Source organism: Pseudomonas sp. LFS044, from assembly GCF_047978245.1.
Classification (GTDB): Bacteria; Pseudomonadota; Gammaproteobacteria; order Pseudomonadales; family Pseudomonadaceae; genus Aquipseudomonas.
On record NZ_JBFPFX010000028.1, the window covers coordinates 58955 to 80743 of the forward strand.

Below are 21789 nucleotides of genomic sequence, written 5' to 3' on the forward strand. Positions count from 1 at the left end.
GATGCCTATGATTTTCACATCGTTAGCGAAAAGTGTGCTCACCTTGCAGCCCGGCTACTCGTTACGGGCGCTGAACAACAAGCGCAAGTTGACGGCAGCGATGATCACGCAGTGGCCGCAGCTGCGCGCGTTCATCCAGCGCATGTCGGGTGCACTGGGCGACGAGCGTTTCGCCAGGCTGGGGGTGGACTGCATCGGCATGGTGCAATGGCCCTACATCAGCAAATGCTGGGAGGCACCCGAGCGTTTCGAGGTGGTGGCGTCGCACTACGAAGTGGTCGCCAAGGATTTCCCTGCACTGTTGCTGCTGGGGCGTGACGAAAGCCGAGTGGTTTGCGACCTGTCGAGCTACGCCAGTGGCTGCACCCTGGTGCTGGACCGGCCCATCTGGTTCAAGCGCGAAGGGGAGCTGGTACTCAACCTTTTTCAGGCTGACCTGCGCGTGGCGTCACTGGCGTTCACGCTGTGCCGCGCCGAGGGTGGGCTGTGCCTGTTCATTGGCGCGGTGCAGGGCATCCACAAGGGCATCGACAGCGAAACGTCGCTGAACATCTACCGCGACCTGACCAAGGATTTCCAAGGGCTGCGCCCCAGAAGCTTCCTGGTCGAAGCCCTCAAGTGCCTGGCCAGAGCGATTGGGGCCACGCACATCTATGCTGTGACTGACCAGTGCCGGCATCACCGCCACCCGTATTTCGGTATTGATAAGGCCCAGGACCTGGCCGCCAACTATGATGTGATATGGCAGGAGAACGGCGCCGAAGGCTCGACGCGCGAGGATTTTTTCGCCGTGCCGATGGCGCCGGCACAGCGCACCCTGGAGGACATCGCGCCAAAGAAACGTGCCATGTACCGCAGGCGCAATGAACTGCTGGACGATGTGTTTGCCAGGATAGAAGCAGCGCTGCCCCGTAAGACCGGGCAAAAAGAGCTGCCGCTGCATTCACAACTGGCCTGCAGTCAGTGACGAACAGCAAGAAGAAGGCCAGGGTCTCGCGGAGTCGACCTGGCCATTCGGTAAACGGACTTCGATTTGGGGGCGTATGCGCATTGCTTATTTCATCAATCAGTATCCCAAGGTCAGTCACAGCTTCATCCGGCGCGAGATCCTGGCGCTCGAGCGTCAGGGCATCGAGGTGTCACGCATTGCCTTGCGGGGTTGGAATGCCGAACTGCACGACAGCGAGGACCTAGCCGAGCGGGAGAAAACCCGCTACGTGCTGCAAGATGGCGTCAAGGGCCTGATGAAACCGATGTTCCAGGCACTGCGCGCTGACCCTCGGCGTTTTCTCTCCACTTTGGGCCTTGCCCTGCGCATGGGGCTGCGGGCCGACCGCGCCTGGCCATATCACCTGGTCTACCTGGCCGAGGCATGCCTTGTCGTGCAGTGGTTGCACGCCTTCGGTGCCGAGCACGTGCATGCGCATTTCGGCACCAACTCCACCGAAGTGGTGATGCTGGCCAATGCGCTCGGCGGGCCCAGTTACAGTTTTACCGTGCACGGCCCGGAGGAGTTCGACAAACCGCAGTTCCTGCACATGGGGGAAAAGGTCCGCCGCGCAGCCTTCGTCGCGGCGGTCAGCTCTTACGGGCGTAGCCAGCTGTTCCGCTGGGTGGCCCACGAGCACTGGGTAAAGGTCAAGGTGGTGCATTGCGGCCTGGAGCGCAGCTTCCACGAGGGCGCTGCCGTTGCCCCCCCGGCCGCGCCGCGGCTGGTATGCGTGGGGCGCCTGTGCGAACAGAAGGGCCAGCTGCTGTTGCTGGAAGCTGCGCGCCTGCTGCTGGCCAAGGGCGTGGCGTTGGAAATGGTGTTGGCCGGTGATGGTGAGATGCGCGAACAGATCGATGCCCTGATCGCGCGCCATGGCATGCAGGCGCAAGTGCGCGTCACCGGCTGGATCAGCAGCGCCCAGGTGCGCGAAGAAATCCTCGCCGCCCGGGCGTTGGTCTTGCCCAGTTTTGCCGAAGGGTTACCGGTGGTGATCATGGAGGCGATGGCCCTGCGCCGTCCGGTACTGACCACTTATGTCGCGGGCATCCCCGAGTTGGTTCGCCAGGGTGAAAACGGCTGGCTGTTCCCGGCAGGCGCTGTCGAGGAGCTGGCCACGGCCATGGCGGACTGCCTGGCGCAACCTGCCGAGGCCCTGCAGCGCATGGGTGAAGCTGCGTATGAGCGCGTGCTGCAACGTCACGACATCGACACTGAAGCGGCCAGGCTGGTCAGCTATTTCAAGGCAACTGCATGATGACTTTATTGAGTTGGCTACTGGGCATATTGGCGCTGCTGGTGCTGTTGCCGGTATTGGTGCTGTTGGTCCAGGTGCTGTTGGCCTGCTTGCCGACGCGGCCTGTGCCTGCATTCAAGGGGCCGCGGCCGCGGGTAGCGGTGCTGGTGCCAGCGCACAACGAGGCGTCGGTGATTGCCTCGGCACTCGCCACTATTCGCCCGCAACTGGTCGAGGGTGATCAGCTGCTGGTAGTGGCGGACAACTGCACCGACGACACCGCGGCACTGGCGCGTGCCGCCGGCGCGCAAGTGATCGAGCGCCAGCACGCGCAGCTGCGGGGCAAGGGCTACGCCCTGGACTACGGTGTACGGCACCTGGCCGAGGCGCCGCCGGATGTGGTGGTGATCATCGACGCGGACTGCCAGGTGAGCGCGGGCACGGTCGAGCGCCTGGCCCACTGTTGCATCGAGTCCGGGCGGCCGGCGCAGTCGCTTTACCTGATGCATGCGCCTGCAGGGGCGGGGCTCAAGGTTCAGGTCGCCGAGTTTGCCTGGCGCGTGAAGAACCTGGTACGCCCGCGCGGCTGGACCCGGCTGGGGCTACCGTGCCAGTTGATGGGCGCGGGGATGGCGTTCAGCTGGCAGGATGTCACCGCTGCTAATCTGGCGACCGGCCATCTGGTCGAAGACATCAAGCTGGGCCTGGAGCTTTGCCGTGACGGCAAGCCGCCGCTGTTCTGCCCGGCAGCGCAAGTCACCAGCCAGTTCCCCAGCAGCCAGGAAGGCCTGACCAGCCAGCGTACGCGCTGGGAGCATGGCCATTTGGGGTTGGTGCTGGCAGAAGGGCCAGGGTTGATCGGCCGCGCGCTGGCGCAGCGCAACTGGCCTTTGTTGGCCATGACCGTCGACCTGCTGGTCCCGCCACTGGCGTTGCTGTCGTTGGCCATGATGGTGGTGTTCACGGTGGCCTGGCTGGCGTTGCTGGCGCTGGGTATCGTGCTGCCGGCGGTGATCGCCACGGTCAGCCTGGCCTTGCTGGGTGCCGCGGTGCTGCTGGCCTGGTGGCGCTTCTCGCGTGAGCTGATTCCGTTTTCCGTGCTGTTGTATGCGCCGTTCTACGCGGCGAAGAAGATTCCCCTGTACCTCGGGTTTCTGCTCAAGCGCCAGGTGGAATGGGTGCGTTCAAAACGGGATGACAACTGATGGGTGACTGGGCTTGGCTCAAACGTTGGAAGTCGATCATCGGCAAGTTGCGCGTGGTCAGTGACGCGGCCGACGAGCAGCAGGTACTCGAGGCACTGCGTGCTCCGCAAACCGCTACCGTGCTCGGCTTCGTCAATGCCCATGCGATGAATCTGGTGGCCGCCGACAAGCACTACTGCGAGGCGCTGGCGGCCGCCGACGTGCTGCTGCGCGATGGCTCGGGGATCGCAATACTGTACCGGCGCCTGGGTCTGGCCCCCGGTTTGAACATGAATGGCACCGACTTCATTCCCGAGTTACTGGCAGCGTACGAGGGCAGGCGGGTGGCGTTCTGGGGTACACAGGAACCTTACCTGTCCCAGGCAGCGCAGCGCAGCGAGGCCTTGTACGGCGTGCAGGTGGTTTCGGTGCACGACGGGTTCTCCGGGGCCGAAACCTATCTCGAGCTGGCCACGGCGCTACAGCCGGAGCTGATCGTGCTGGGCATGGGTATGCCTAAACAGGAAAACGTCGCCGCGCGACTGGCCGACATTGGCAGGCCCTGCCTGATCGTCTGCGGCGGGGCGATTCTGGATTTCATCGGCGGCAAGGTGACACGGGCACCGAATTGGCTGCGCCGGCTGGGTGGCGAGTGGCTTTACCGGTTATGCAGGGAGCCCAAGCGGCTGTTTGTCCGCTATGTGGTTGGCAACCCGCTTTTCCTGCTGCGCGCGCTGATGTGCTCGAAAGCGACCTTTCCAGGTGCTCAAGGCAAGCCCGGGCGGATCTGAAGGGCGCTGGCTGGACAGGGTGAAAACGCCAGAACGGACGGCATGAAGGATTGGCCACCGGCGCTGCTGGCGGTGTGCTGCTACAGTGAAAGCAATGGCGTGGGGTGCCGTACGTTGAATTTAATGATTTTGTATTAAATCTAAGGTTGGTTTTATCGCATTGATGTAATGGGCATGCGTAAGTCGCGCACCTGAAAAAGAGGCCTCATAATGGTATTCGAGCCTAGAAGCAGCCGTTCCTTGCTCCAGCGTAGAAGCAGCGTGAGTAACGCCATTCAAGCAGGGCTCGATGGAATCGCTGTCACCGGTGTGGCGTGGTACTTGATATATGATCGGTTCGGTTACATTACCTCTGACTATGTAATCATGCTGCTGTTGCTGATTGGTGCGTTGGCGGTCATTTACGACCATTACGCCATTTACCGAAGCAACGTGGGGTTGTCGGTCAAAGCCTTCAGGTTATTCAAGGCCTGGTCGGCAACGTTCTGTTTTTTAGTGGTGATCGCGTTCGTCACCAAACAAAGTGAAACCTATTCCCGGTTATTGGTTGGCCAGCTGTTTGTTATTGGCTACGTCGTTCAGTTGCTGTTGCATATTGTCATGCGTGAACTGCAAAAGCGTTTTACCGCGCGTGCCCGCCTGGACAATGCCTTGATTATCGGTGGTGGCGATCTGGCCAACTTCCTTTATCAGAAGATCAGCAATAACCCGTGGTTCGGTGAACGGGTAGTGGGTTGTGTGCTTATTGATGAAGCCGACGGGGAGGACACGGGCGATACAAAACTGCGTTTGCCAGTGCTGGGGCGCATTGGCGACCTGGATGAGATTATCGCCAAGCAGGCGATCCGCACGGTGTACCTGGTAACGCCGCTTGGCGGCTCTGAACTGATCAACGACGTCTACCTGAGGCTGCTGGACAAGTGCATCGCCGTCAACTGGGTGCCGGACATCTTCTCCCTGCGGCTGATCAACCACAGTGTGCGTGAAATTGCCGGTATTCCGGTGCTGACCTTGTCTGAAACACCGCTGACCGGGATGAGCCTGTTCCTGAAGAACCTGGAAGACCGGGTGCTGGCGGCGTTCATTCTGCTGTGCGCCTCACCGGTATTGCTGGTGGTGGCCGCCGTCATCAAGTTCGACAGCCCCGGGCCTGTGTTCTTCCGCCAGGAACGCACGGGCTGGACGGGGGAATCATTCCGTATCTGGAAGTTTCGCAGCATGCGGGTGCACCAGCCTGAGAGTGGCGTGGTGCAGCAGGCGCAGAAGAATGACCCCAGGCTGACGCGGGTGGGTGCCTTCATTCGCCGCACCAGCCTGGATGAGCTGCCCCAGCTGTTCAATGTACTGACGGGCGAAATGTCGTTGGTGGGCCCACGCCCACATGCGCTGCAGCATGACACCCTGTATTCCCAGGACATCGTCGACTACTTCGCCCGCCACAACATCAAACCTGGCATGACCGGCCTGGCGCAGGTGCGTGGCCACAGAGGCGAGACCAAGGACATCGAACAGATGATCCAGCGGGTGAATTCGGACATCGAGTACATCAACAACTGGTCGCTGTGGCTCGACTTCGTGATCCTGGTACGAACGCTCAATGCCTTCACCGGCAAGCAGGCTTACTAGGGTCTGTAAGAAAACTGTGTGTGCAGGCGCTGGCTTGCCTGCGCCTACAGGACATTCACCCGCGTTCACGCGCTCATCCGGGTCATCGAATATGAAAAGCAGGTCCCGGTTTGGTGAGGGTGCGGCGAAGGTAGCGAAGGCAGAATGGCCGACTCTGTTGTTGTGGTCGTTCCTGCTGTCGCCGTTGCTGATCAGGTTGCTGGCAGACTGCAGGTGCTCGAAAACGGACCTGCTGGTGTACTACACGCTTGGCATTTCACTGCTGTGGCTGCTGGCAATACGCTTCGTTTCAGGCAACCAATTCAAGGTTCATGTGTATTTGCTGCCGTTTTATCTGGTGGCGAGCGTAGACCTGTTCCTGGTACTCAACTTCGGCTCGAGGTTGACGGCCGCTTATCTTTTCATCGGCCTGACCAACTACAAGGAAGCGGGCGATTTTCTGAGTACCTACGGGTCTTCGATCATTACGGTATTGCTGGTGTTGATGTTGTGTTATGGCGTCGGCCTAGCGGGCCTTTACCGGCGCACGTTATACAAGAGCAAAACTGTTTTCTGTTTCGCAATCGGTGCCTTGCTGGTCGGCTACGGTGCCTACTTTTATAAAACCGTGAAACTCAATTCGTTCGGCAAGAGCGCCGTTCTCGACCTGGCGGCAAAAGACCAAAGTACGCCGGTCGGCTACCTGTCACAAATCGGATTGACCGCCAGCTTGTACACAGAATCGAAAAAGTACATCAAGCAGCGCCTGGAGTCCGAAGTCAATATAACGTCGATATCGGACCAGCCCGGTATTGAGACCTTGGTGTTCGTGATTGGCGAATCCTCGCGCCCGCACAACTGGTCGCTGTTCGGCTACCCCAATGCAACCACGCCCAACCTTGATAAAGAGACGGGGGTTTTCAAGTTCAGCAGCATGTGCACCACCGCCCCTTACACCTCGGTCGCGGTGCCTTCGCTGCTCAGCCTCGAGCCCATCAAGCACTGGGACCTGATTGCCTCGACCAAATCCCTGGTCGGCATCTACCGTGCGGCCGGCTACAAGACTTACTGGCTGTCATCGCAGGAGGTCGACAGTTTTGGCGGGATCATTCCGCAAATTGCCGCCGAGGCGCAAAACCGTCAGTATTTTGAACGCAGCTACGATGGGGCGTTGATTTCAGCGTATGAAAAAATAATTCAGCAGGGGGCGGGGCAGAAGCAGGCGATCTTCATCCATATCAAAGGCAGCCATTTCGACTACGCGCGGCGTTACCCGCGTGAATTCGCCAAATTCACGCCTGCAACGGACAGTGCCAAGGACAGGATTACCGCCAACTACGACAACTCGGTGTTGTACACCGACTGGCTGCTAGGCACGATCATCGAGCAGTTGAAGGCCAGCCAACGCAAGGCGCTGCTGGTCTATTCGTCAGACCATGGTGAAAACTTGCTGGATGACAGCCGTGGCCTGCTCGGCCACGGCATGGGCAATGAGTATGATCTTTCGGTGGCGGCGTTTATCTGGGCCTCTGCCAACCTGCCTCAGCAGCAGGCGCAAAAGCTGCAGAAACTTGAAGAGAGGGAAGGGCAGCGCATCAGCATTTCCTCCTTGCCGCATACGCTGTTGACCATCACCGGTATTTCGATGCCAGGTTACGACAGCACTCACGACTTGCTGAGCAACGATTTCGTCCCGTCGCAATGCCCGTACCTGCTCGGCACCGGTTACGTTCCGTCGTTCGACTTCGATGTGAAACGGGTCGCGGCCGAATGATCACACTCATGGCCCGTTGTTGGCCGTGTCTGTTTGAATGGGATGCTGAGCAAGAAACGTCTTCGCTTCAGCCACCAACCAGTCGTGCACCGCGCGTGCCCCCGGCTGGTTGAGGCCGCCAGGTGGGTAATGCACCACATAACGTTTGTGGTTGGCGATCGGCACGCCGAACGGCACGATCAGGGCGCCTCGCTCCAGTTCTTCATTGAGCAGCGTGCGCCGCGCAATCGCCACGCCTACCCCGGCAATCGCCGCTTCGATGGTCAGGTGGTTGCGGTTGAAGGTGTGCCCGCGTCGCACATCCAGGCCGGGTGAGCCAATGCCCTCCAGGTAGAACTCCCATTCGGCGAAATCCGAGCTGCCACGCCAGGCGGTGATGTCGTGCAGCAATGGGTAATGCGCCAGGTCCGCAGGCCCGTGCAGCGGTGGCCGGCCACGCAGCAGGGCAGGGGAGCAGACCGGAAAGATCTGTTCGTCCAGCAACGGCGTCGAGAGCATGCCGGGGTAGCTGCCGTCATTCAGGTCGATGGCCAGGTCGAAGTCGCCCGGGTGCAGTGCCTGCGCGCTGTCTTCGGCCACCAGGCGCAGCTCGATGTCTGGGTAGCGCTGCTGGAACCGCGGCAGCCGCGGTGTCAGCCACTTGGCCAGGAACGAGGGGATTGAGCGCAGGCGCAGGGTTCCACGGATTTCACCGGCGTCCAGGCGCAACAGCTCGGCCTCGATGCTGCCATAGGCCTCGGCAACCGTCTGCGCCAGGCGCTGGCCTTCGGCGCTCAATTCAACGCCGCGGGCGCGGCGCAGGAACAACCGGTAGCCCAGGCGCTCTTCCAGCTGGCGCATCTGTTGGCTGACTGCACCGGGGGTAATGTGCAGTTCCTCGGCGCAGCGCGTGAACGACAGGTGCCGGGCCGCACAGGAAAAGACATGCAGCCAGACGAACATCTGGCCGTTGAGCTGTCGTCGCATCGTTTAGCTCCACTAAAGCCTTGCTTAGAAAGTTTCGTTGGTCATCAACGACTGAGCGCGTCAGTATCGCGCAAATCCGCAGTTGCGTTCAATTTACTCAGTTAGCCGCGTATCGGCGTTTCAGGCCGACGCGGTCAGGCATTAGCATGGCTATCAGTGTTTTCGACCTCTTCAAAATTGGCATAGGCCCGTCCAGCTCCCACACAGTCGGCCCGATGCGGGCAGCGGCGACCTTCGCCCAGGCCTTGCGAGCGCAGGGGCTGCTGGGCCAGGTGAGCCGTGTCGAGGTGCGCCTGTATGGCTCGCTGTCGGCCACCGGGGTGGGCCATGCCACTGATCGTGCCTGCCTGCTCGGCCTGATGGGGCAGTGGCCGGACCGGATCGACCCGGCCACCATCGATTCGCGTATCGGCCAGGTGATGCAGGAGCAATGCCTGATGCTCGATGGCAGCCAGCCGCTGACCTTCGTCTACGCCCGCGACATGTTGCTGCTGGACGAGAACCTGCCGTATCACCCCAACGCCATGAGCCTGGAGGCCTTGGACGGGCAGGCCAGCCTGTTGTGCCAGACCTACTATTCGGTAGGGGGTGGTTTTATCGTCGAGCAGGGCGAAATCGATGCACCACAGGCCGAGGCCAATGCCGTCACGCTGCCCTACGCGTTTTCCAGTGGGGCCCAGCTGCTTGCCCTGTGCAAGGCCCACCAGCTGAGCGTGGCACAGCTGATGATGGCCAACGAGTGCGCCTGGCGCCCTGAGGCCGAGGTGCGTGAAGGCTTGCTGCAGATCTGGGCGGCGATGCGCGAGTGCGTCGACAATGGCTTGCGCAACGAAGGCATCCTGCCGGGCGGCCTGGGCGTCAAGCGCCGCGCAGCGCGCCTGCACCGCAGTTTGCAGGAGCTGGGCAAGCCCAACGTCATCGGCTCGACCTTGAGTGCCATGGAGTGGGTAAACCTGTTTGCCCTGGCGGTCAACGAAGAAAACGCCGCTGGCGGGCGCATGGTCACCGCACCGACCAATGGCGCGGCGGGCATCATCCCTGCGGTCCTGCACTACTACATGAAGTTCAACCCCGAGGCCTGTGACGATGACGTGGTGGCATTCATGCTGGCTGCTGCCGCTGTAGGCATCCTGTGCAAGACAAACGCCTCTATATCCGGTGCAGAGGTAGGCTGCCAGGGTGAGGTGGGGTCTGCCTGTTCGATGGCCGCGGCCGGCCTTGCCCAAGTACTGGGCGCCACGCCGCCACAGCTGGAAAACGCCGCCGAAATTGCCCTTGAGCACAACCTCGGGCTGACCTGCGACCCGGTCGGCGGGTTGGTCCAGGTGCCCTGCATCGAGCGCAACGCGATTGCTGCGGTCAAGGCCATCAATGCTGTTCAGATGGCCCTGCGGGGTGATGGCGAGCACTTCATCTCGCTGGATCGGGTTATCCGCACGATGCGTGACACGGGTGCGGACATGCATGCCAACTACAAGGAAACCTCCAGAGGCGGCCTTGCGGTCGCCTTTGTGGAGTGCTGATCAGCCGTCACTGGCTCATTTGGCCTTGTTGCGCAGGGCCACGAAGCTGCTACGCATGTCCTTGGCCCAGCCATCGAGCACAGGCTTGACGTCGTTCAGGGTGAGTTTCTGGGTATCGTTTTCCAGTTCCTTGCCTGTGCCCTTGCGCACCACCTGCGCCAGTACCTTCTGGCTGGCGCCATCGAGGAATGCGGCCTCCACGCCGACGTCCACCTCCTGATCGCGACCGCCCATGGCGGTATTCACCCCGGCCGCAACCAGCGCGATCGGGATCACTTCGTAGGGTTTGAGGCCTTCATTGCCGGTCGATACGGCAGTGATCGCCGGGCGCACCACGATCGTGCCAGGGCCGGGGGCCTTGACCAGTGTCAGCACGCTGCCCATTTCACGGCGCAGAGCCTCATTGAAGTAGCGGGTGATTTCCTGCAGGGTCTGTGCGGAGATGACTGCGGTGGGTTGAGGCTTGGGATAGAACTGGCTGGGTTCGATGAAAATCTGGGTGTACTGGCTGGCACTGACCTTCGGGTCGATCCAGCGCATCACCGGCGCGCCTGAGGGGCTTTCAGCTGGCTGCAGTCGGCTGTAGTCCTGAAGGAAACCTGAATAGTCCTTCGGGTCCACGCGGTTGCTCGAGCAGGCGGCCACGGCGAGCAAAGCAGCGCACAACAGGGTGATGCGAGGCAGTGATTTCATGATGGTGATGCGTCCATGAGGGGGTGGCCAGAACAACGCTAGCAGGTGCGCGGCGGTTGGCCAGTGGTCAACCCGTGATTGACCTTTAGCTCACCCCTTCAAAGCGAAGCCTCCTACGACACGGGGCGAATTCGCCATCTTTGCTTCTGTGAGTATTAATGGAAAATATGCCCGCAACGGGTATAGTTTTGAGGAAGCATTCATGGACGTGTTGAAGCGCAAGGATTTCGCGCGGTGGCAAGCGGCGCAGGGGCTTACTGACGGCATGTTGTGCCATGCAGTGGACGAAATGCGCAGGGGCTTGGTCGATGCCGCCCTCGGTGGTGACCTGTACAAGAAGCGAGTAGCGAGGCATGGCTGCGGCAAGCGCGGTGGCTACCGAACCCTCCTTTCTGCGCGTGTGGGTAACCGGTATGTTTTTTTGCACGGCTTCGCCAAGTGCGACAAGGCCAATATTTCGTTGGAAGAACAGAAGGCGCTGCGCTTTGCTGGCAGGGTTTTCCTGGAGTTGTCACCGCTGGCACTGTACAGGGCATTGAAATCAGGTGTGTTAATGGAGGTCTGCTGTGAGCAGCAAGCTTGTTGAATCGTTACGGGAGGATCTTGAAGCCCTCCATGAAGCAGGAGCTGTTGGCAAGGTGACCCTCAGGGATTTCGAAATGCTGTGTCCTGCACCTGTGCGGGATTTCAGCGCCCTTGATATCCGGCGGTTACGCGAAACGCTGAATTTCAGCCAACCGGTCTTTGCGCTGCATTTGCATACGAGCGCGTCGACCATTCGTAAATGGGAGCAAGGGGAAACGCGCCCGGCCGGCCCTGCGCTCAAATTGCTAAATGTCATTGCAATCAAAGGCTTGCAAGCAATCCTTTGATTGCATTGTGAACTCGTGCCATTTCCGTAAAAACGTCTACTAATCAAGAAGATGCATCGTTGTCTTGAAGTAGTTTCCGAAATTTGCAGGCGGCGAGCCGCATGCCCACCGTCAAAGGTTACTACCCCAACACCTCCCGCAACCGATACCACAACATCCCCAACGCCAGCAGCGGCGAGCGCAATGCCTTGCCGCCCGGGAAGGTCAGGTGTGGCACAGCACTGAACACATCCAGCCCCTGACTTTCCCCAACGGCGATCCCCTCTGCAAGCAGCTTCGCCGTCCAGTGCGTCACGTTCAGGCCATGCCCGGAATAGCCTTGGGCGTAGTACACATTAGGGTACTGGCTGAGCCGCCCGACCTGGGGGAAGCGGTTGGCGGTAATGCCGATCATGCCGCCCCACTGGTAATCGATGCGCACATCGGCCAATTGCGGGAACACCTTGAGCACTTTTGGCCGCATATAAGCGGCAATGTCCTTGGGGTCGCGCCCGGAGTAGTGGCAGGCACCGCCAAACAGCAGGCGGCGGTCGGCGGTAAGGCGGTAGTAATCCAGGCCGACTTTCTGGTCGCACATGGCCATGTTTTGCGGGATCAGCGCCTGGGCGACGGCCTCGGGCAAGGGTTCGGTGGCGACTACGTAGCTGCCGGCGGGCAGCACCTTGCCGCTCAGGCGGGGTTCCAGTTCGTCGAGGTGGGCATTGCAACCCAGCACCAGGCTCTGCGCCCGGACCTTGCCGCGCGCGGTGTGCAGGGTCACCGTAGGGCCATGCTCGATGCGCAGCACCGGGCTCTGCTCGAAGATGCGCACGCCCAGGCCATGGGCCGCGCGCGCTTCGCCCTGGACCAGGTCGAGCGGGTGCAGGTGGCCCGAGCCCATGTCTACCAGGCCGCCGGCGTACTGTTCGCTGGCGACGATTTCATGCAGCCGCTCGGGGCCGACCAGGCGTGTTTCGTGGCGGTAGCCAAGCGCTGCCAACTCAGCCTGTTCGTCCTTGAAGGCGGCGAACTGGGCGGGCGTATTGGCCAATTCGCAAAAACCCCAGCGCAAGTCGCAGGCAATACCGTACTGCTCGATGCGTTTGGCCACCAGGGCCACCGAATCAATGCCGGCCTGCTTCAGGTAGCGCACCCCGTCCTGGCCGACGTAGCGGGCAAAACCGCTGACATCATGGCCGATGCCGCGAATCAGCTGGCCGCCGTTGCGCCCGCTGGCGCCCCAGCCGATGCGCCGGCCTTCCAGCAGGATCACCGACAGGCCGCGCTCGGCAAGCTCCAGGGCGGTATTCACGCCCGTCAGCCCGCCGCCGACTACGCACACGTCGGCGCTCAGTTCACCGTCGAGGCTGGGGTAGTGCGCGGTATCGCGCGCAGTAGCGGCGTAGTACGACGCGGTGTGTTGAGTAGTGAAAGGCATGGCGCGTTCTCGGCTCAGCGGTTGGACTTGATCTTGCTCCAGGAGCGGGTCATGACCCGCATGATCTGCGGGGTCGGGGTGCTTGAGATGTACAGCTTGTCCAGCACCTCCTGGGGTGGGTAGATCTCGGGGTTGTCGACCAGCGAGGGGTCCATGTCGGCCTTGGCATCCGGGTTGGCGTTGGCGTAGCCGACGGTGGCGCTGACCTTGGCGATCACCTTCGGCTCCAGCAGGTAGTTGATAAACGCCAGGGCCTGGTCGGGGTTGCCGGCATCCTTGGGAATGGCCAGCAGGTCGAACCACAGGTTGCTGCCTTCTTTCGGGATGCTGTAGGCGATCTTCACGCCGTTGTTGGCCTCCACTGCGCGGTTGGCCGCCTGGAACACGTCGCCGGAGTAGCCGAAGGCCACGCAGATGTCACCGTTTGCGAGGTCTGAAACATACTTGGAAGAATGGAAGTAGGTGATGTAAGGGCGCAGCGCCAGCAGGCGTGCTTCGGCCTTGGCGTAATCCGCCGCCTTTTCGCTGCGCGGGTCCATGCCCAGGTAGTTGAGCATGGCCGGGAACAGCTCGTCGGGCGAGTCCATGAACGCCACGCCGCATTGCTTGAGCTTTTTCAGGTTTTCCGGCTCGAACAGCACCGCCCAGGAGTCGATACGCTCGATACCCAGCGCGGCCTTGACCTTTTCAACGTTGTAGCCGATGCCGTTGGTGCCCCACAGGTACGGCACCGCGTACTGGTTGCCCGGGTCGTTCTGTTCAAGCTGCTTGAGCAGCTTGGGGTCCAGGTGCTTCCAGTTCGGCAGCTTGCTGCGGTCCAGTGGCAGGAACGCGCCTGCCTGTGCCTGGCGGGCCAGGAAGTGGTTGGACGGCACGACCACGTCGTAGCCGGTGCGGCCGGCGAGCAGCTTGCCTTCGAGGGTTTCGTTGGAGTCGAACACGTCATAGACGACCTTGATCCCGCTGCTGGCCTGGAAGTCGGCCAGGGTGGTGTCACCGATGTAGTCGGTCCAGTTGTACACGCTGACGGTGGGCGTGGCCTGCGCGGCGGCGCCGAACAGCAGGGTGAATGCTGCGGGTATCAGGGATTGCAGATGACGCATGTCGACACCTCGTTGGTCTTGTTATTTAAATTCGGTGTTGTGGGGCTGCTGTGCAGCCCAATCGCCGGCACGCCGGCCCCCACAGGTACAGCGTTGGCAACACCGGCCCCTGTGGGAGCCGGCTTGCCGGCGATGCGTTACACGCTGAGCAGCAGGAACTCACGCTCCCAGGAACTGATCACACGCTTGAAGTTTTCATGCTCGGCACGCTTGACCGCCACGTAGCCCTGGACGAACTGCTTGCCCAGGTAGCGCTGCACGGTCTGGCAGTCCTCCATGTGCTGCAGGGCGTCTTCGATGGTGATCGGCAGGCGCAGGTTGCGCCGCTCGTAGGCGCGGCCTTGTACCGGCGCGCTGGGCTCGACCTTCTCGACCATGCCCAGGTAGCCGCACAGCAGGCTCGCGGCAATCGCCAGGTAAGGGTTGGCGTCGGCGCCCGGCAGGCGGTTTTCCACGCGCATTGCCTCGGGGCTGGATGTGGGTACGCGCAAGCCGGCGGTGCGGTTTTCCTCGCCCCATTCGACGTTTACCGGTGCCGAGGTGTCCGGCAGGAAGCGGCGGAACGAGTTGACGTTCGGGGCGAACATCGGCAGCAACTTGGGGATGTACTTCTGCAGGCCGCCAATATGATGCAGGAACAGCTCGCTCATGCTGCCATCGTCGTTGGCGAACACCGGCTTGCCGGTGGCGATGTCGACCACGCTCTGGTGCAGGTGCATGGCGCTGCCCGGCTCATCGGTGATCGGCTTGGCCATGAAAGTGGCGGTGACGTTATGCTTGAGCGCCGCCTCACGCATCGTGCGCTTGAACACGGTGATCTGGTCGGCCAGGTCCAGCGCGTCGCCGTGGCGGAAGTTGATCTCCATCTGCGCCGGGCCGTCTTCGTGGATCAGCGTGTCGAGGTCCAGGCCCTGCAGCTCGCACCAATCGTAGACGTCTTCGAACAACGGGTCGAATTCGTTGGCAGCGTCGATCGAAAACGACTGGCGCCCGCTTTCGGCGCGGCCCGAGCGGCCCAGCGGTACCTGCAGCGGCAAGTCGGGATCTTCGCAGCGCTTGGTCAGGTAGAACTCCATTTCCGGCGCGACGATCGGCTGCCAGCCTTGGTCGGCGTAAAGCTTGAGCACCTTTTTCAGGACGTTGCGCGGCGACAGCTCGATCGGGTTGCCTTGCTTGTCGAAGGTATCGTGGATAACGATCGCGGTCGGCTCGATGGCCCAGGGTATCTGATACACCGCCGTAGGGTCGGGGCGGCAGACCATGTCGATGTCGGCGGCATCGAGCAGGCTGTAGTAGATGTCGTCGTCGACGTAGTCGCCAGTGACGGTCTGCAGCAGCACGCTTTCAGGCAGGCGCATGCCACGCTCGTGGAGGAACTTGGCAGTCGGTGCGATCTTGCCGCGGGCGATGCCGGTCAGGTCGCTGATCACGCATTCGACTTCGGTGATGCGGTGTTCTTTCAGCCAGGTGGAAAGCTGATCGAAAGGGGCGTTCATACAGACCTCTTGATTGGGTTTTGTTGTGGGAGCGGGTTTACCCGCGAAGGCCGTTGCCGGCTTTGCAAAGGGGTGAACCCTTCCCAGGTGACGCGCTGGAGACTATCTTGGTCGCAGCCCCCCAGGGCGATCTATCCACTTTCTTCAGCATTAAATGCACCAAAAGAGTGCAACTAGGACAAAGCGTGACAACGCCCAATGCCTTGCAAGTCCAGGCTTTTCACACCACCGACGTGACCGAGCAGGTGCGTGCCACCCCCGGTTGGCAACAGCAATACCGGCAGATGTCGCCCGGCCATTTCAGCGGCGAGTTGCGTTGCCTGGGCCTTGACGGCGTGGAGGTCTACGAAGAACGCCTGAACACGCGGGTCGAGCAATTCTTCCGGGCCCCGAGCGGTTCACTGGCGTTCTGTTTCGACCGCAGCGAAAACAGCCTCTACCTGCTCAACGAACAGAGCCGCAATATCTGGATCACGCCGGAGAACTACCAGGAGGTGGCCGTGGTGTTCGACCAGCCGTTCCTCGCCCGTCATGGCCTCGACCCACAGCGCCTCGAAGGTTTGTTCATGGTGCCGCTTGGCAGCGGGCAGAATGCGCTGTTCGGCAGCTGGCTCAGCGCCACCCTGACGCGCCTTGGCGACGCAGTCTGCCCGTTGGAAGGGCAGGCGTTGGCCGAGCAGCTGCTGGAAGACTGCCTGTTCATTCTCGACAACGCCTGCCAGCGGCTGCAGGGCGGCGCCCTGGGCCGGCGGGCAGAGGAGCGGGCGATCATGCAACGGGTCAGCGCGTGGGCGGCAGATTGCCCGGAGGAAACCCTGAACCTGCTGGAGCTGGCCGATGTTGCCGGCGTTTCGCTGCGCCAGTTGCAGCAAGCGTTCAAGGCCTTTACCGGCATGCCGCCCGCCCACTGGCTGCGCCTGCGGCGCCTCAATGGGGCCCGGCGCGACCTGTTGCGTGGGGGTGGGGTGACCATCGCCGAAGTCGCCATGCGTTGGTCGTTCTGGCATTTGGGAAGGTTTTCACAGAGTTATCGGCAATTGTTCAAGGAGTTACCGAGCGAGACGCTCAAGCGCGGCCGAGCCTGAAACCTGCTATCGTGCCCGGCAGTTTCCACCCGAGGTCCTGATGTTCTACCTGCCCTTGCCCAGCGACCAGGCCGACCGCCTGGCCAGCGCGCCTACTGCCATCGACTACTTCCCGACCGCCAGCCTGCTGGAGGCGGCCGCCGTGCTGTTCGTGCAGAATGTGCCGCGCCAGCCAGCCGGTGTGTCCGCTGACGCCCAGGAACGCCGTTTTGCCGAGATAGTACGCATCGCCAACGAAGTCGAAGCGGCGGCCCCAGGGCGCTTTCAAGGCCAGGTGGCACAGCACTTTGACCGCGAGGCGTTCGCCATGGGCCTCGGCTTGCTCGGTGAAAACGGCGTCGGCCTGGTTTCACCGGAGGTCGACTACCCAGCAGGCGAGTTTGTGGACGCCGACGGTCAGTGGAACTTCCAGTTCGCCGACAGCTACCGCCAGCGGGTGACCCCGTTGCACCCGGTGTACCTGCCGTCACTGGCCAGCGACCTGATGCTCAGTGACCAGCAAAACCGCCTGCTGCGCGAATTTCTTTGCGGTGTGGACGAATCGGTGGCGGTGCAGGGTTTCGCCGGCACCGGCAAGACCTTCCTGATTCACCAGTTCGCGCGCCTGCTAGACCCGCAGCGCACCTTGCTGCTGGCCCTCACCGAAGGCCAGTTGCGGGCGCTGCAGGCGCGGGTCAAAGACGCCGCAGCCTACACTGCGATGACCTTCGGCCAGTTGGCCGACGAAATCCTCAACCGCGACCTCACCAGCAACGGCTGGCGCCTGCGCGACCCCTATCGCACCAAACTGTCGTGGCGCCCGCAGGAAGCGCAAGTGGTGAAATGGCTGGCTATCCCCGACATCGGCCCGCTGGCCGCCTGCGACGTGGTCGCCCTGTGCATCAAGGCTGTGCGCAGTTTCTGCCGCAGCGGCGATACCCAGGTGCAGTTGCACCACTTGCCCTGGGCCGGCCCGGGGACCTCGCCGCTGGACCAGGAAGTGCTGCTGGAGAAGGCCCGCCTGTACTGGCACGAGCTGATCCGCCCTTCATCGCGCGAGGTTCAGTTGCCCGTGCGCGATTACCATCGGGTCAAGCTGCTGTCGCTGACGGCCGAGCTCATCGACAGCCGCTACACCCACGTGATCGTCGACGAAGCGCATGAGTTGTCCGCGCCGATGCTCAGCGTGCTGGACCGCAGCCCGCAGTCGGTCATCGCCCTGGGCGACGAGCTGCAGAACCTCAACGGCCTGAGCCCGCACCATGGCGGTTTCATCCGCCAGCGTTACATCGACCATTCACTGCGCGCCGGGCCGGCCATGGACAACGTGCTCAACCCGTTGATCCAGGCTCACCCGGCGGCCATCCAGGCCGCCTTCAGCGGCAGTGCCGAGCATTACACGCGGGTCAGCTTCTTCGATACCGTCACGGTGCCCACGCAACCGACCGCGCTGATCGTCGATGACGAGTGGGGGCTGTTCGGCTGGTTCCAGCGCCTGACCCACCAAGGCGTGCCGTTCGTGCTGCTGAAAAGCGCACGCAAGGACTTCGAGCTGTTCGTCGAGGACTGTATCGAGCTGTACCGCCACGGTACGCGGCCACGCCACCCGATGCTGTTCCGTTACCCCAGCTGGCAGGCGCTGGAGCAGGACAGGGGTGACGACAAGGCTTTTGTCGCCGTGGCCAACATGCTGCGCAAAGGCTACACCGCGGAGCACTTCGCCAAGGCCAAGAGCCGCTACCGCTGGGACAAGGCGCCCAAGCTGTTCCTGGGCCGCGTGCGGGATGTGAAGAACATGGAATTCGCCCGGGTGATGGTATCGCCGGAGCTGATGGTCGCACCGCTGGCGGCGGGCAACCGCAATGAGCGGGCGCGGATGCTGGCAGGGTTGTATACCGCGTGTTCGCGGGCGCGGCATGAGTTGATCGTGCCCGGGGGGATGCTGGACTGGGTCAAGGATCAGGTGCGGGATTGAGACCGTTTGGGGCCGCGAAGCGGCCCCATGGCTAGTCAGTTACGGTCCAGCCAGACCGTCTGCGCATTGGTGAACTCGCGCACCCCAAAGTGCGACAGCTCGCGGCCGAACCCACTCTTCTTCACCCCACCAAACGCCACGCGGGGGTCGGAAGCGCAGTAACCGTTGATGAACACACCACCGGTATCCAGCGCCGCCGTCATGCGCTCGGCCAGGGCGTAGTCAGCGGTGTAGATGGTCGACGCCAAGCCGAATTCGCTGTCGTTGGCCAGCTCCACTGCATGGTCGGCATCGCGGGCAGTGATAATGGCCGCTACCGGGCCGAACAATTCCTGTTTGAACGCCGTCATGTCCGGCGTGACGTTGGCGAACACGGTGGGTGCGTAGAAGTTGCCCACGCCTTCGACCTTGTTGCCGCCCAGCAGCAGGGTGGCACCTTCGGCGAGGGTCGCCTGAACCTGGCCATCGAGCTCGTCGCGCAGGTCGTAGCGGGCCATCGGGCCGATGTAGGTGTCATCTTCAAGCGGGTTGCCGACTTTCAGCTGGCGGGTCGCCTCAACGAACTTTTGCGTGAAAGCCTCGGCGATGCGCTCTTCGACAATCAGGCGCTTCGCTGCAGCGCAGACCTGCCCGGTGTTCTGGTAACGGCCGATGACGGCTGCCTTGACTGCGGCATCCAGGTCGGCGTCAGCCAGCACGATGAACGGGTCGGAACCGCCCAGCTCAAGTACGCACTTCTTCAGCGCAGCACCGGCTTGGGCACCGATGGCCATGCCGGCGCGCACGCTGCCGGTGAGGGTCACGGCGGCGATGCGCGGGTCGTTGATGGCGCGGGTGACGCCTTCAGGCGTGACGTTCAACACCTCGAACACGCCTTCAGGCAGGCCAGCGTCCTTGAACAGTTCGCCCAGCAGGTAGGCGCTGCCCATCACGTTCGGTGCGTGCTTGAGCACGTAGGTATTGCCGGCCAGGATCGCCGGCACGGCGCCACGCAGTACCTGCCAGATCGGGAAGTTCCACGGCATCACCGCCAGAATCGGGCCCAGCGGGCGGTACTCGATACGTGCCTTTTCGACCTGGGTCGGTTCGGCGGCGAGCATCGCCGGGCCGTGTTCGGCGTACCACTGGCACAGGCCCACGCACTTGCTCACTTCACCGCGGGCCTGGCTGATCGGCTTGCCGATTTCGCGGCTGATCATCTGCGCGAAGGCTTCAGCCTTGGCCTGCAGTGTATCGGCCAGGGCCAACAGGAACTCGCTGCGCTGACCCAGCGACACCTGGCGCCACTGGCGGTAGCCAACCTTGGCACGTTGCAGCGCCGCTTCCAATGCGGCGTCGGTGTCGAAGGGGTAGCTGCCGATCTGTTCGCCGCTGTGCGGGTCGACGGAGATGGCGTGGGTCAGGCTGCTGATCGCGCTCATGGTTGGACACTCGTTGTTGTTTATCAGTGAGGCCAGACTAGTGGGCTAGGGGTTTAATGAAAACTGAATAATAATGAGCGAAACATTCACGTTTGGAGAATGACTGTGGACCTGGTGCAACTGGAGATCTTCAAAGCCGTGGCCGAGCAGGGCAGTATCAGCGCCGCCGCCCAGCACATCCATCGGGTGCCGTCCAACCTGACCACGCGCATCAAGCAGCTGGAGGAGGACCTCGGCGTCGAGCTGTTCATCCGCGAGAAAAGCCGCCTTCGGCTGTCACCTGCAGGCTGGAACTTCCTCGAGTACACCCGGCGTATTCTCGACCTGGTGCACGAGGCGCGCTTGACCGTGGCCGGCGAAGACCCGCAGGGCACCTTCGCCCTGGGTTCGCTGGAGAGTACGGCTGCGGTGCGCATCCCGGCACTGCTGGCGGCTTACAACCAGCGTTACCCCAAGGTCGACCTGGATCTGTCTACCGGGCCGTCCGGGACCATGCTCGAAGGGGTGTTGTCCGGGCGGCTGGTGGCTGCCTTCGTCGATGGCCCGCTGCTGCACCCGACGCTCGAGGGCATGCCGGTGTTCGAGGAGGAGATGGTGATCATTTCACCGCTCAACCACGCACCGGTGACCCGCGCCCAGGATGTGAATGGCGCGAGCATCTACGCCTTTCGCGCCAACTGCTCGTACCGCCACCATTTCGAGAACTGGTTCGTCCAGGACCAGGCCGTGCCGGGCAAGATCCACGAGATGGAGTCGTACCACGGCATGCTCGCCTGCGTCAGCGCCGGGGCTGGCCTGGCCATGTTGCCACGCAGCATGCTCGACAACATGCCCGGTTGCAGCACGGTCAGCGCCTGGCCGATGTCGGAAGATTTTCGCTTCCTCAAGACCTGGCTGGTGTGGCGTCGCGGGACCGTGTCGCGCAGCCTGAGCATGTTCGTGAAACTGCTCGAAGAGCGGCGGGCGGCGTGAACCCGGCCGCAGGGCAGAGATCAAATATCAGGTAAGCCATCTCCTCAAGGAGGCGCTGACCATGCGTAATCATCACTATGCCCTGGGTGCCACGCTGCTGCTCGCGCTGGCGTTCCCCTGGACCCTGGCCGCGGCGGCCGATCTCAATGCCCCGATCGATATGCAGGCGGTACAGCTGCAACCGCAAGAGCAGAACGGTATTCGCTATGTGCAAGGCGGTATCGGCCAGGACGAGGCCAACGCCCTGCGCAAAACTACAGGGTATGACCTGCACGTCGAGCTCTCCACGGGCCCGGACGGCAAGTTCCAGAGCGGTGCCACTGTGGATATTCAGAATGCTCAGGGCACGTCCTTACTGAGGGTGCAGGATGCCGGCCCGTTGCTGTATGTGCAGGTGCCGCCAGGCCAGTACAAGGTGATCGGGCAGGCCGATGGCGCCACGGTGCAGCAGCAGGTGACCGTGAGCGGCAAGGCACCGGCTACGGTTAACCTCAATTGGCGATGAAGTGCTTGGCTTGAGGTCTTCAGCGCCCTTGAGATCGAGCGCTGCCCGCGCGGCGCATCGCGAAGCGCTTGCCTTGGGATCTTCAGCGCTCTTGAGATCGAGCGCCGCCCGCGCGGCGCATCGCGGGCAAGCCCGCTCCTACATTTGTTGCAACGCGCCGTTCCAGTCAGGCCATGGTTGTCCGCCTTGGCGCATGACTGAAG

At 62.2% G+C, this 21789-nt stretch carries 19 protein-coding genes; 13 read left to right on the forward strand and 6 right to left on the reverse strand.

Features of this window, described 5'->3' with window-relative positions; translation table 11 throughout:
- The first annotated feature begins 7 nt into the window (after positions 1-7).
- The 6 genes from ACNQPL_RS21095 to ACNQPL_RS21120 all read left to right on the forward strand — a co-directional run bounded on the left by ACNQPL_RS21095 (position 8) and on the right by ACNQPL_RS21120 (position 7579).
- Positions 8-967 carry a DUF535 family protein gene (locus ACNQPL_RS21095; RefSeq protein ID WP_416467817.1) on the forward strand — a complete coding sequence of 320 codons (960 nt, stop codon included), beginning with the start codon at positions 8-10 and terminating at the stop codon, positions 965-967.
- 76 nt (positions 968-1043) lie between these two features.
- Positions 1044-2246: a glycosyltransferase gene (locus ACNQPL_RS21100; RefSeq protein ID WP_416467818.1), complete on the forward strand. Its 1203-nt coding sequence runs from the start codon at positions 1044-1046 to the stop codon at positions 2244-2246.
- Entirely contained in the window at positions 2243-3430 is a 1188-nt protein-coding gene (locus ACNQPL_RS21105; protein WP_416467819.1) for a glycosyltransferase family 2 protein, read from the forward strand. Before ACNQPL_RS21100 ends, ACNQPL_RS21105 begins: the two co-directional genes overlap by 4 nt.
- Positions 3430-4200: a WecB/TagA/CpsF family glycosyltransferase gene (locus tag ACNQPL_RS21110; RefSeq protein WP_346613243.1), complete on the forward strand. Its 771-nt coding sequence runs from the start codon at positions 3430-3432 to the stop codon at positions 4198-4200. Before ACNQPL_RS21105 ends, ACNQPL_RS21110 begins: the two co-directional genes overlap by 1 nt.
- Before the next feature lie 210 nt (positions 4201-4410).
- Positions 4411-5826 (forward strand): undecaprenyl-phosphate glucose phosphotransferase, encoded by a 1416-nt coding sequence (locus ACNQPL_RS21115; protein ID WP_416467820.1) that lies wholly within the window; start codon positions 4411-4413, stop codon positions 5824-5826.
- Between the two features lie 91 nt (positions 5827-5917).
- Positions 5918-7579, forward strand: coding sequence for a phosphoethanolamine transferase (locus ACNQPL_RS21120; protein WP_416467821.1), 1662 nt, complete (start codon positions 5918-5920; stop codon positions 7577-7579).
- Between the two features lie 6 nt (positions 7580-7585).
- On the opposite strand, the gene ACNQPL_RS21125 is transcribed toward ACNQPL_RS21120, so the two are convergent.
- Entirely contained in the window at positions 7586-8545 is a 960-nt protein-coding gene (locus ACNQPL_RS21125) for a LysR substrate-binding domain-containing protein (RefSeq protein WP_416467822.1), read from the reverse strand.
- A gap of 146 nt (positions 8546-8691) precedes the next feature.
- Here ACNQPL_RS21125 and ACNQPL_RS21130 point away from each other — a divergent pair, with 146 nt between their 5' ends.
- The gene (locus ACNQPL_RS21130) at positions 8692-10068 is read left to right on the forward strand and encodes an L-serine ammonia-lyase (protein ID WP_416467823.1); all 1377 of its coding nucleotides are present in this window, start codon (positions 8692-8694) and stop codon (positions 10066-10068) included.
- 15 nt (positions 10069-10083) lie between these two features.
- Here the strand turns inward: ACNQPL_RS21130 and ACNQPL_RS21135 are convergent, their stop codons facing one another.
- The gene (locus tag ACNQPL_RS21135; RefSeq protein WP_416467824.1) at positions 10084-10761 is read right to left on the reverse strand and encodes a DUF3313 domain-containing protein; all 678 of its coding nucleotides are present in this window, start codon (positions 10759-10761) and stop codon (positions 10084-10086) included.
- Between the two features lie 202 nt (positions 10762-10963).
- Here ACNQPL_RS21135 and ACNQPL_RS21140 point away from each other — a divergent pair, with 202 nt between their 5' ends.
- Positions 10964-11347: a type II toxin-antitoxin system RelE/ParE family toxin gene (locus tag ACNQPL_RS21140; protein WP_346613249.1), complete on the forward strand. Its 384-nt coding sequence runs from the start codon at positions 10964-10966 to the stop codon at positions 11345-11347.
- Positions 11328-11633, forward strand: a complete 306-nt coding sequence (locus ACNQPL_RS21145; protein WP_346613250.1) for a DNA-binding transcriptional regulator — start codon at positions 11328-11330, stop codon at positions 11631-11633. The genes ACNQPL_RS21140 and ACNQPL_RS21145 overlap by 20 nt, the downstream gene beginning before the upstream one ends.
- Positions 11634-11754: 121 nt before the next feature.
- On the opposite strand, the gene ACNQPL_RS21150 is transcribed toward ACNQPL_RS21145, so the two are convergent.
- The 3 genes from ACNQPL_RS21150 to ACNQPL_RS21160 form a co-directional block, all read right to left on the reverse strand.
- Positions 11755-13050: an NAD(P)/FAD-dependent oxidoreductase gene (locus ACNQPL_RS21150; RefSeq protein ID WP_416467825.1), complete on the reverse strand. Its 1296-nt coding sequence runs from the start codon at positions 13048-13050 to the stop codon at positions 11755-11757.
- A gap of 14 nt (positions 13051-13064) precedes the next feature.
- Positions 13065-14153, reverse strand: a complete 1089-nt coding sequence (locus ACNQPL_RS21155) for a polyamine ABC transporter substrate-binding protein (protein WP_416467826.1) — start codon at positions 14151-14153, stop codon at positions 13065-13067.
- Between the two features lie 137 nt (positions 14154-14290).
- On the reverse strand, positions 14291-15649 hold the full coding sequence (locus ACNQPL_RS21160) for a glutamine synthetase family protein (protein ID WP_346613253.1): 1359 nt from the start codon (positions 15647-15649) through the stop codon (positions 14291-14293).
- 185 nt (positions 15650-15834) lie between these two features.
- On the opposite strand from ACNQPL_RS21160, the gene ACNQPL_RS21165 reads away from it, so the two are divergent.
- Complete coding sequence (locus ACNQPL_RS21165) at positions 15835-16734, forward strand: helix-turn-helix domain-containing protein (protein WP_416467827.1); 900 nt, start codon at positions 15835-15837, stop codon at positions 16732-16734.
- Positions 16735-16774: 40 nt separating this feature from the next.
- Positions 16775-18688, forward strand: coding sequence for a hypothetical protein (locus tag ACNQPL_RS21170; protein ID WP_416467828.1), 1914 nt, complete (start codon positions 16775-16777; stop codon positions 18686-18688).
- 35 nt (positions 18689-18723) lie between these two features.
- On the opposite strand, the gene ACNQPL_RS21175 is transcribed toward ACNQPL_RS21170, so the two are convergent.
- Positions 18724-20109: an aldehyde dehydrogenase family protein gene (locus ACNQPL_RS21175; protein ID WP_346613256.1), complete on the reverse strand. Its 1386-nt coding sequence runs from the start codon at positions 20107-20109 to the stop codon at positions 18724-18726.
- Positions 20110-20214: 105 nt separating this feature from the next.
- Here ACNQPL_RS21175 and ptrR point away from each other — a divergent pair, with 105 nt between their 5' ends.
- A complete protein-coding gene (ptrR, locus tag ACNQPL_RS21180) occupies positions 20215-21081 on the forward strand; it encodes a putrescine utilization regulator PtrR (RefSeq protein ID WP_346613478.1) in 867 nt (288 codons plus the stop codon).
- 61 nt (positions 21082-21142) lie between these two features.
- On the forward strand, positions 21143-21586 hold the full coding sequence (locus ACNQPL_RS21185) for a carboxypeptidase regulatory-like domain-containing protein (RefSeq protein WP_416467829.1): 444 nt from the start codon (positions 21143-21145) through the stop codon (positions 21584-21586).
- Positions 21587-21789 lie beyond the last annotated feature (203 nt).

Bases quoted from the DNA above. Each gene is read 5' to 3' on its own strand.
- ACNQPL_RS21095 (WP_416467817.1), top strand. From the start codon at position 8: ATGATTTTCACATCGTTAGCGAAAAGTGTGCTCACCTTGCAGCCCGGC.
- ACNQPL_RS21100 (WP_416467818.1), top strand. From the start codon at position 1,044: ATGCGCATTGCTTATTTCATCAATCAGTATCCCAAGGTCAGTCACAGC.
- ACNQPL_RS21105 (WP_416467819.1), top strand. From the start codon at position 2,243: ATGATGACTTTATTGAGTTGGCTACTGGGCATATTGGCGCTGCTGGTG.
- ACNQPL_RS21110 (WP_346613243.1), top strand. From the start codon at position 3,430: ATGGGTGACTGGGCTTGGCTCAAACGTTGGAAGTCGATCATCGGCAAG.
- ACNQPL_RS21115 (WP_416467820.1), top strand. From the start codon at position 4,411: ATGGTATTCGAGCCTAGAAGCAGCCGTTCCTTGCTCCAGCGTAGAAGC.
- ACNQPL_RS21120 (WP_416467821.1), top strand. From the start codon at position 5,918: ATGAAAAGCAGGTCCCGGTTTGGTGAGGGTGCGGCGAAGGTAGCGAAG.
- ACNQPL_RS21125 (WP_416467822.1), bottom strand. From the start codon at position 8,545: ATGCGACGACAGCTCAACGGCCAGATGTTCGTCTGGCTGCATGTCTTT.
- ACNQPL_RS21130 (WP_416467823.1), top strand. From the start codon at position 8,692: ATGGCTATCAGTGTTTTCGACCTCTTCAAAATTGGCATAGGCCCGTCC.
- ACNQPL_RS21135 (WP_416467824.1), bottom strand. From the start codon at position 10,761: ATGAAATCACTGCCTCGCATCACCCTGTTGTGCGCTGCTTTGCTCGCC.
- ACNQPL_RS21140 (WP_346613249.1), top strand. From the start codon at position 10,964: ATGGACGTGTTGAAGCGCAAGGATTTCGCGCGGTGGCAAGCGGCGCAG.
- ACNQPL_RS21150 (WP_416467825.1), bottom strand. From the start codon at position 13,050: ATGCCTTTCACTACTCAACACACCGCGTCGTACTACGCCGCTACTGCG.
- ACNQPL_RS21155 (WP_416467826.1), bottom strand. From the start codon at position 14,153: ATGCGTCATCTGCAATCCCTGATACCCGCAGCATTCACCCTGCTGTTC.
- ACNQPL_RS21160 (WP_346613253.1), bottom strand. From the start codon at position 15,649: ATGAACGCCCCTTTCGATCAGCTTTCCACCTGGCTGAAAGAACACCGC.
- ACNQPL_RS21170 (WP_416467828.1), top strand. From the start codon at position 16,775: ATGTTCTACCTGCCCTTGCCCAGCGACCAGGCCGACCGCCTGGCCAGC.
- ACNQPL_RS21175 (WP_346613256.1), bottom strand. From the start codon at position 20,109: ATGAGCGCGATCAGCAGCCTGACCCACGCCATCTCCGTCGACCCGCAC.
- ACNQPL_RS21185 (WP_416467829.1), top strand. From the start codon at position 21,143: ATGCGTAATCATCACTATGCCCTGGGTGCCACGCTGCTGCTCGCGCTG.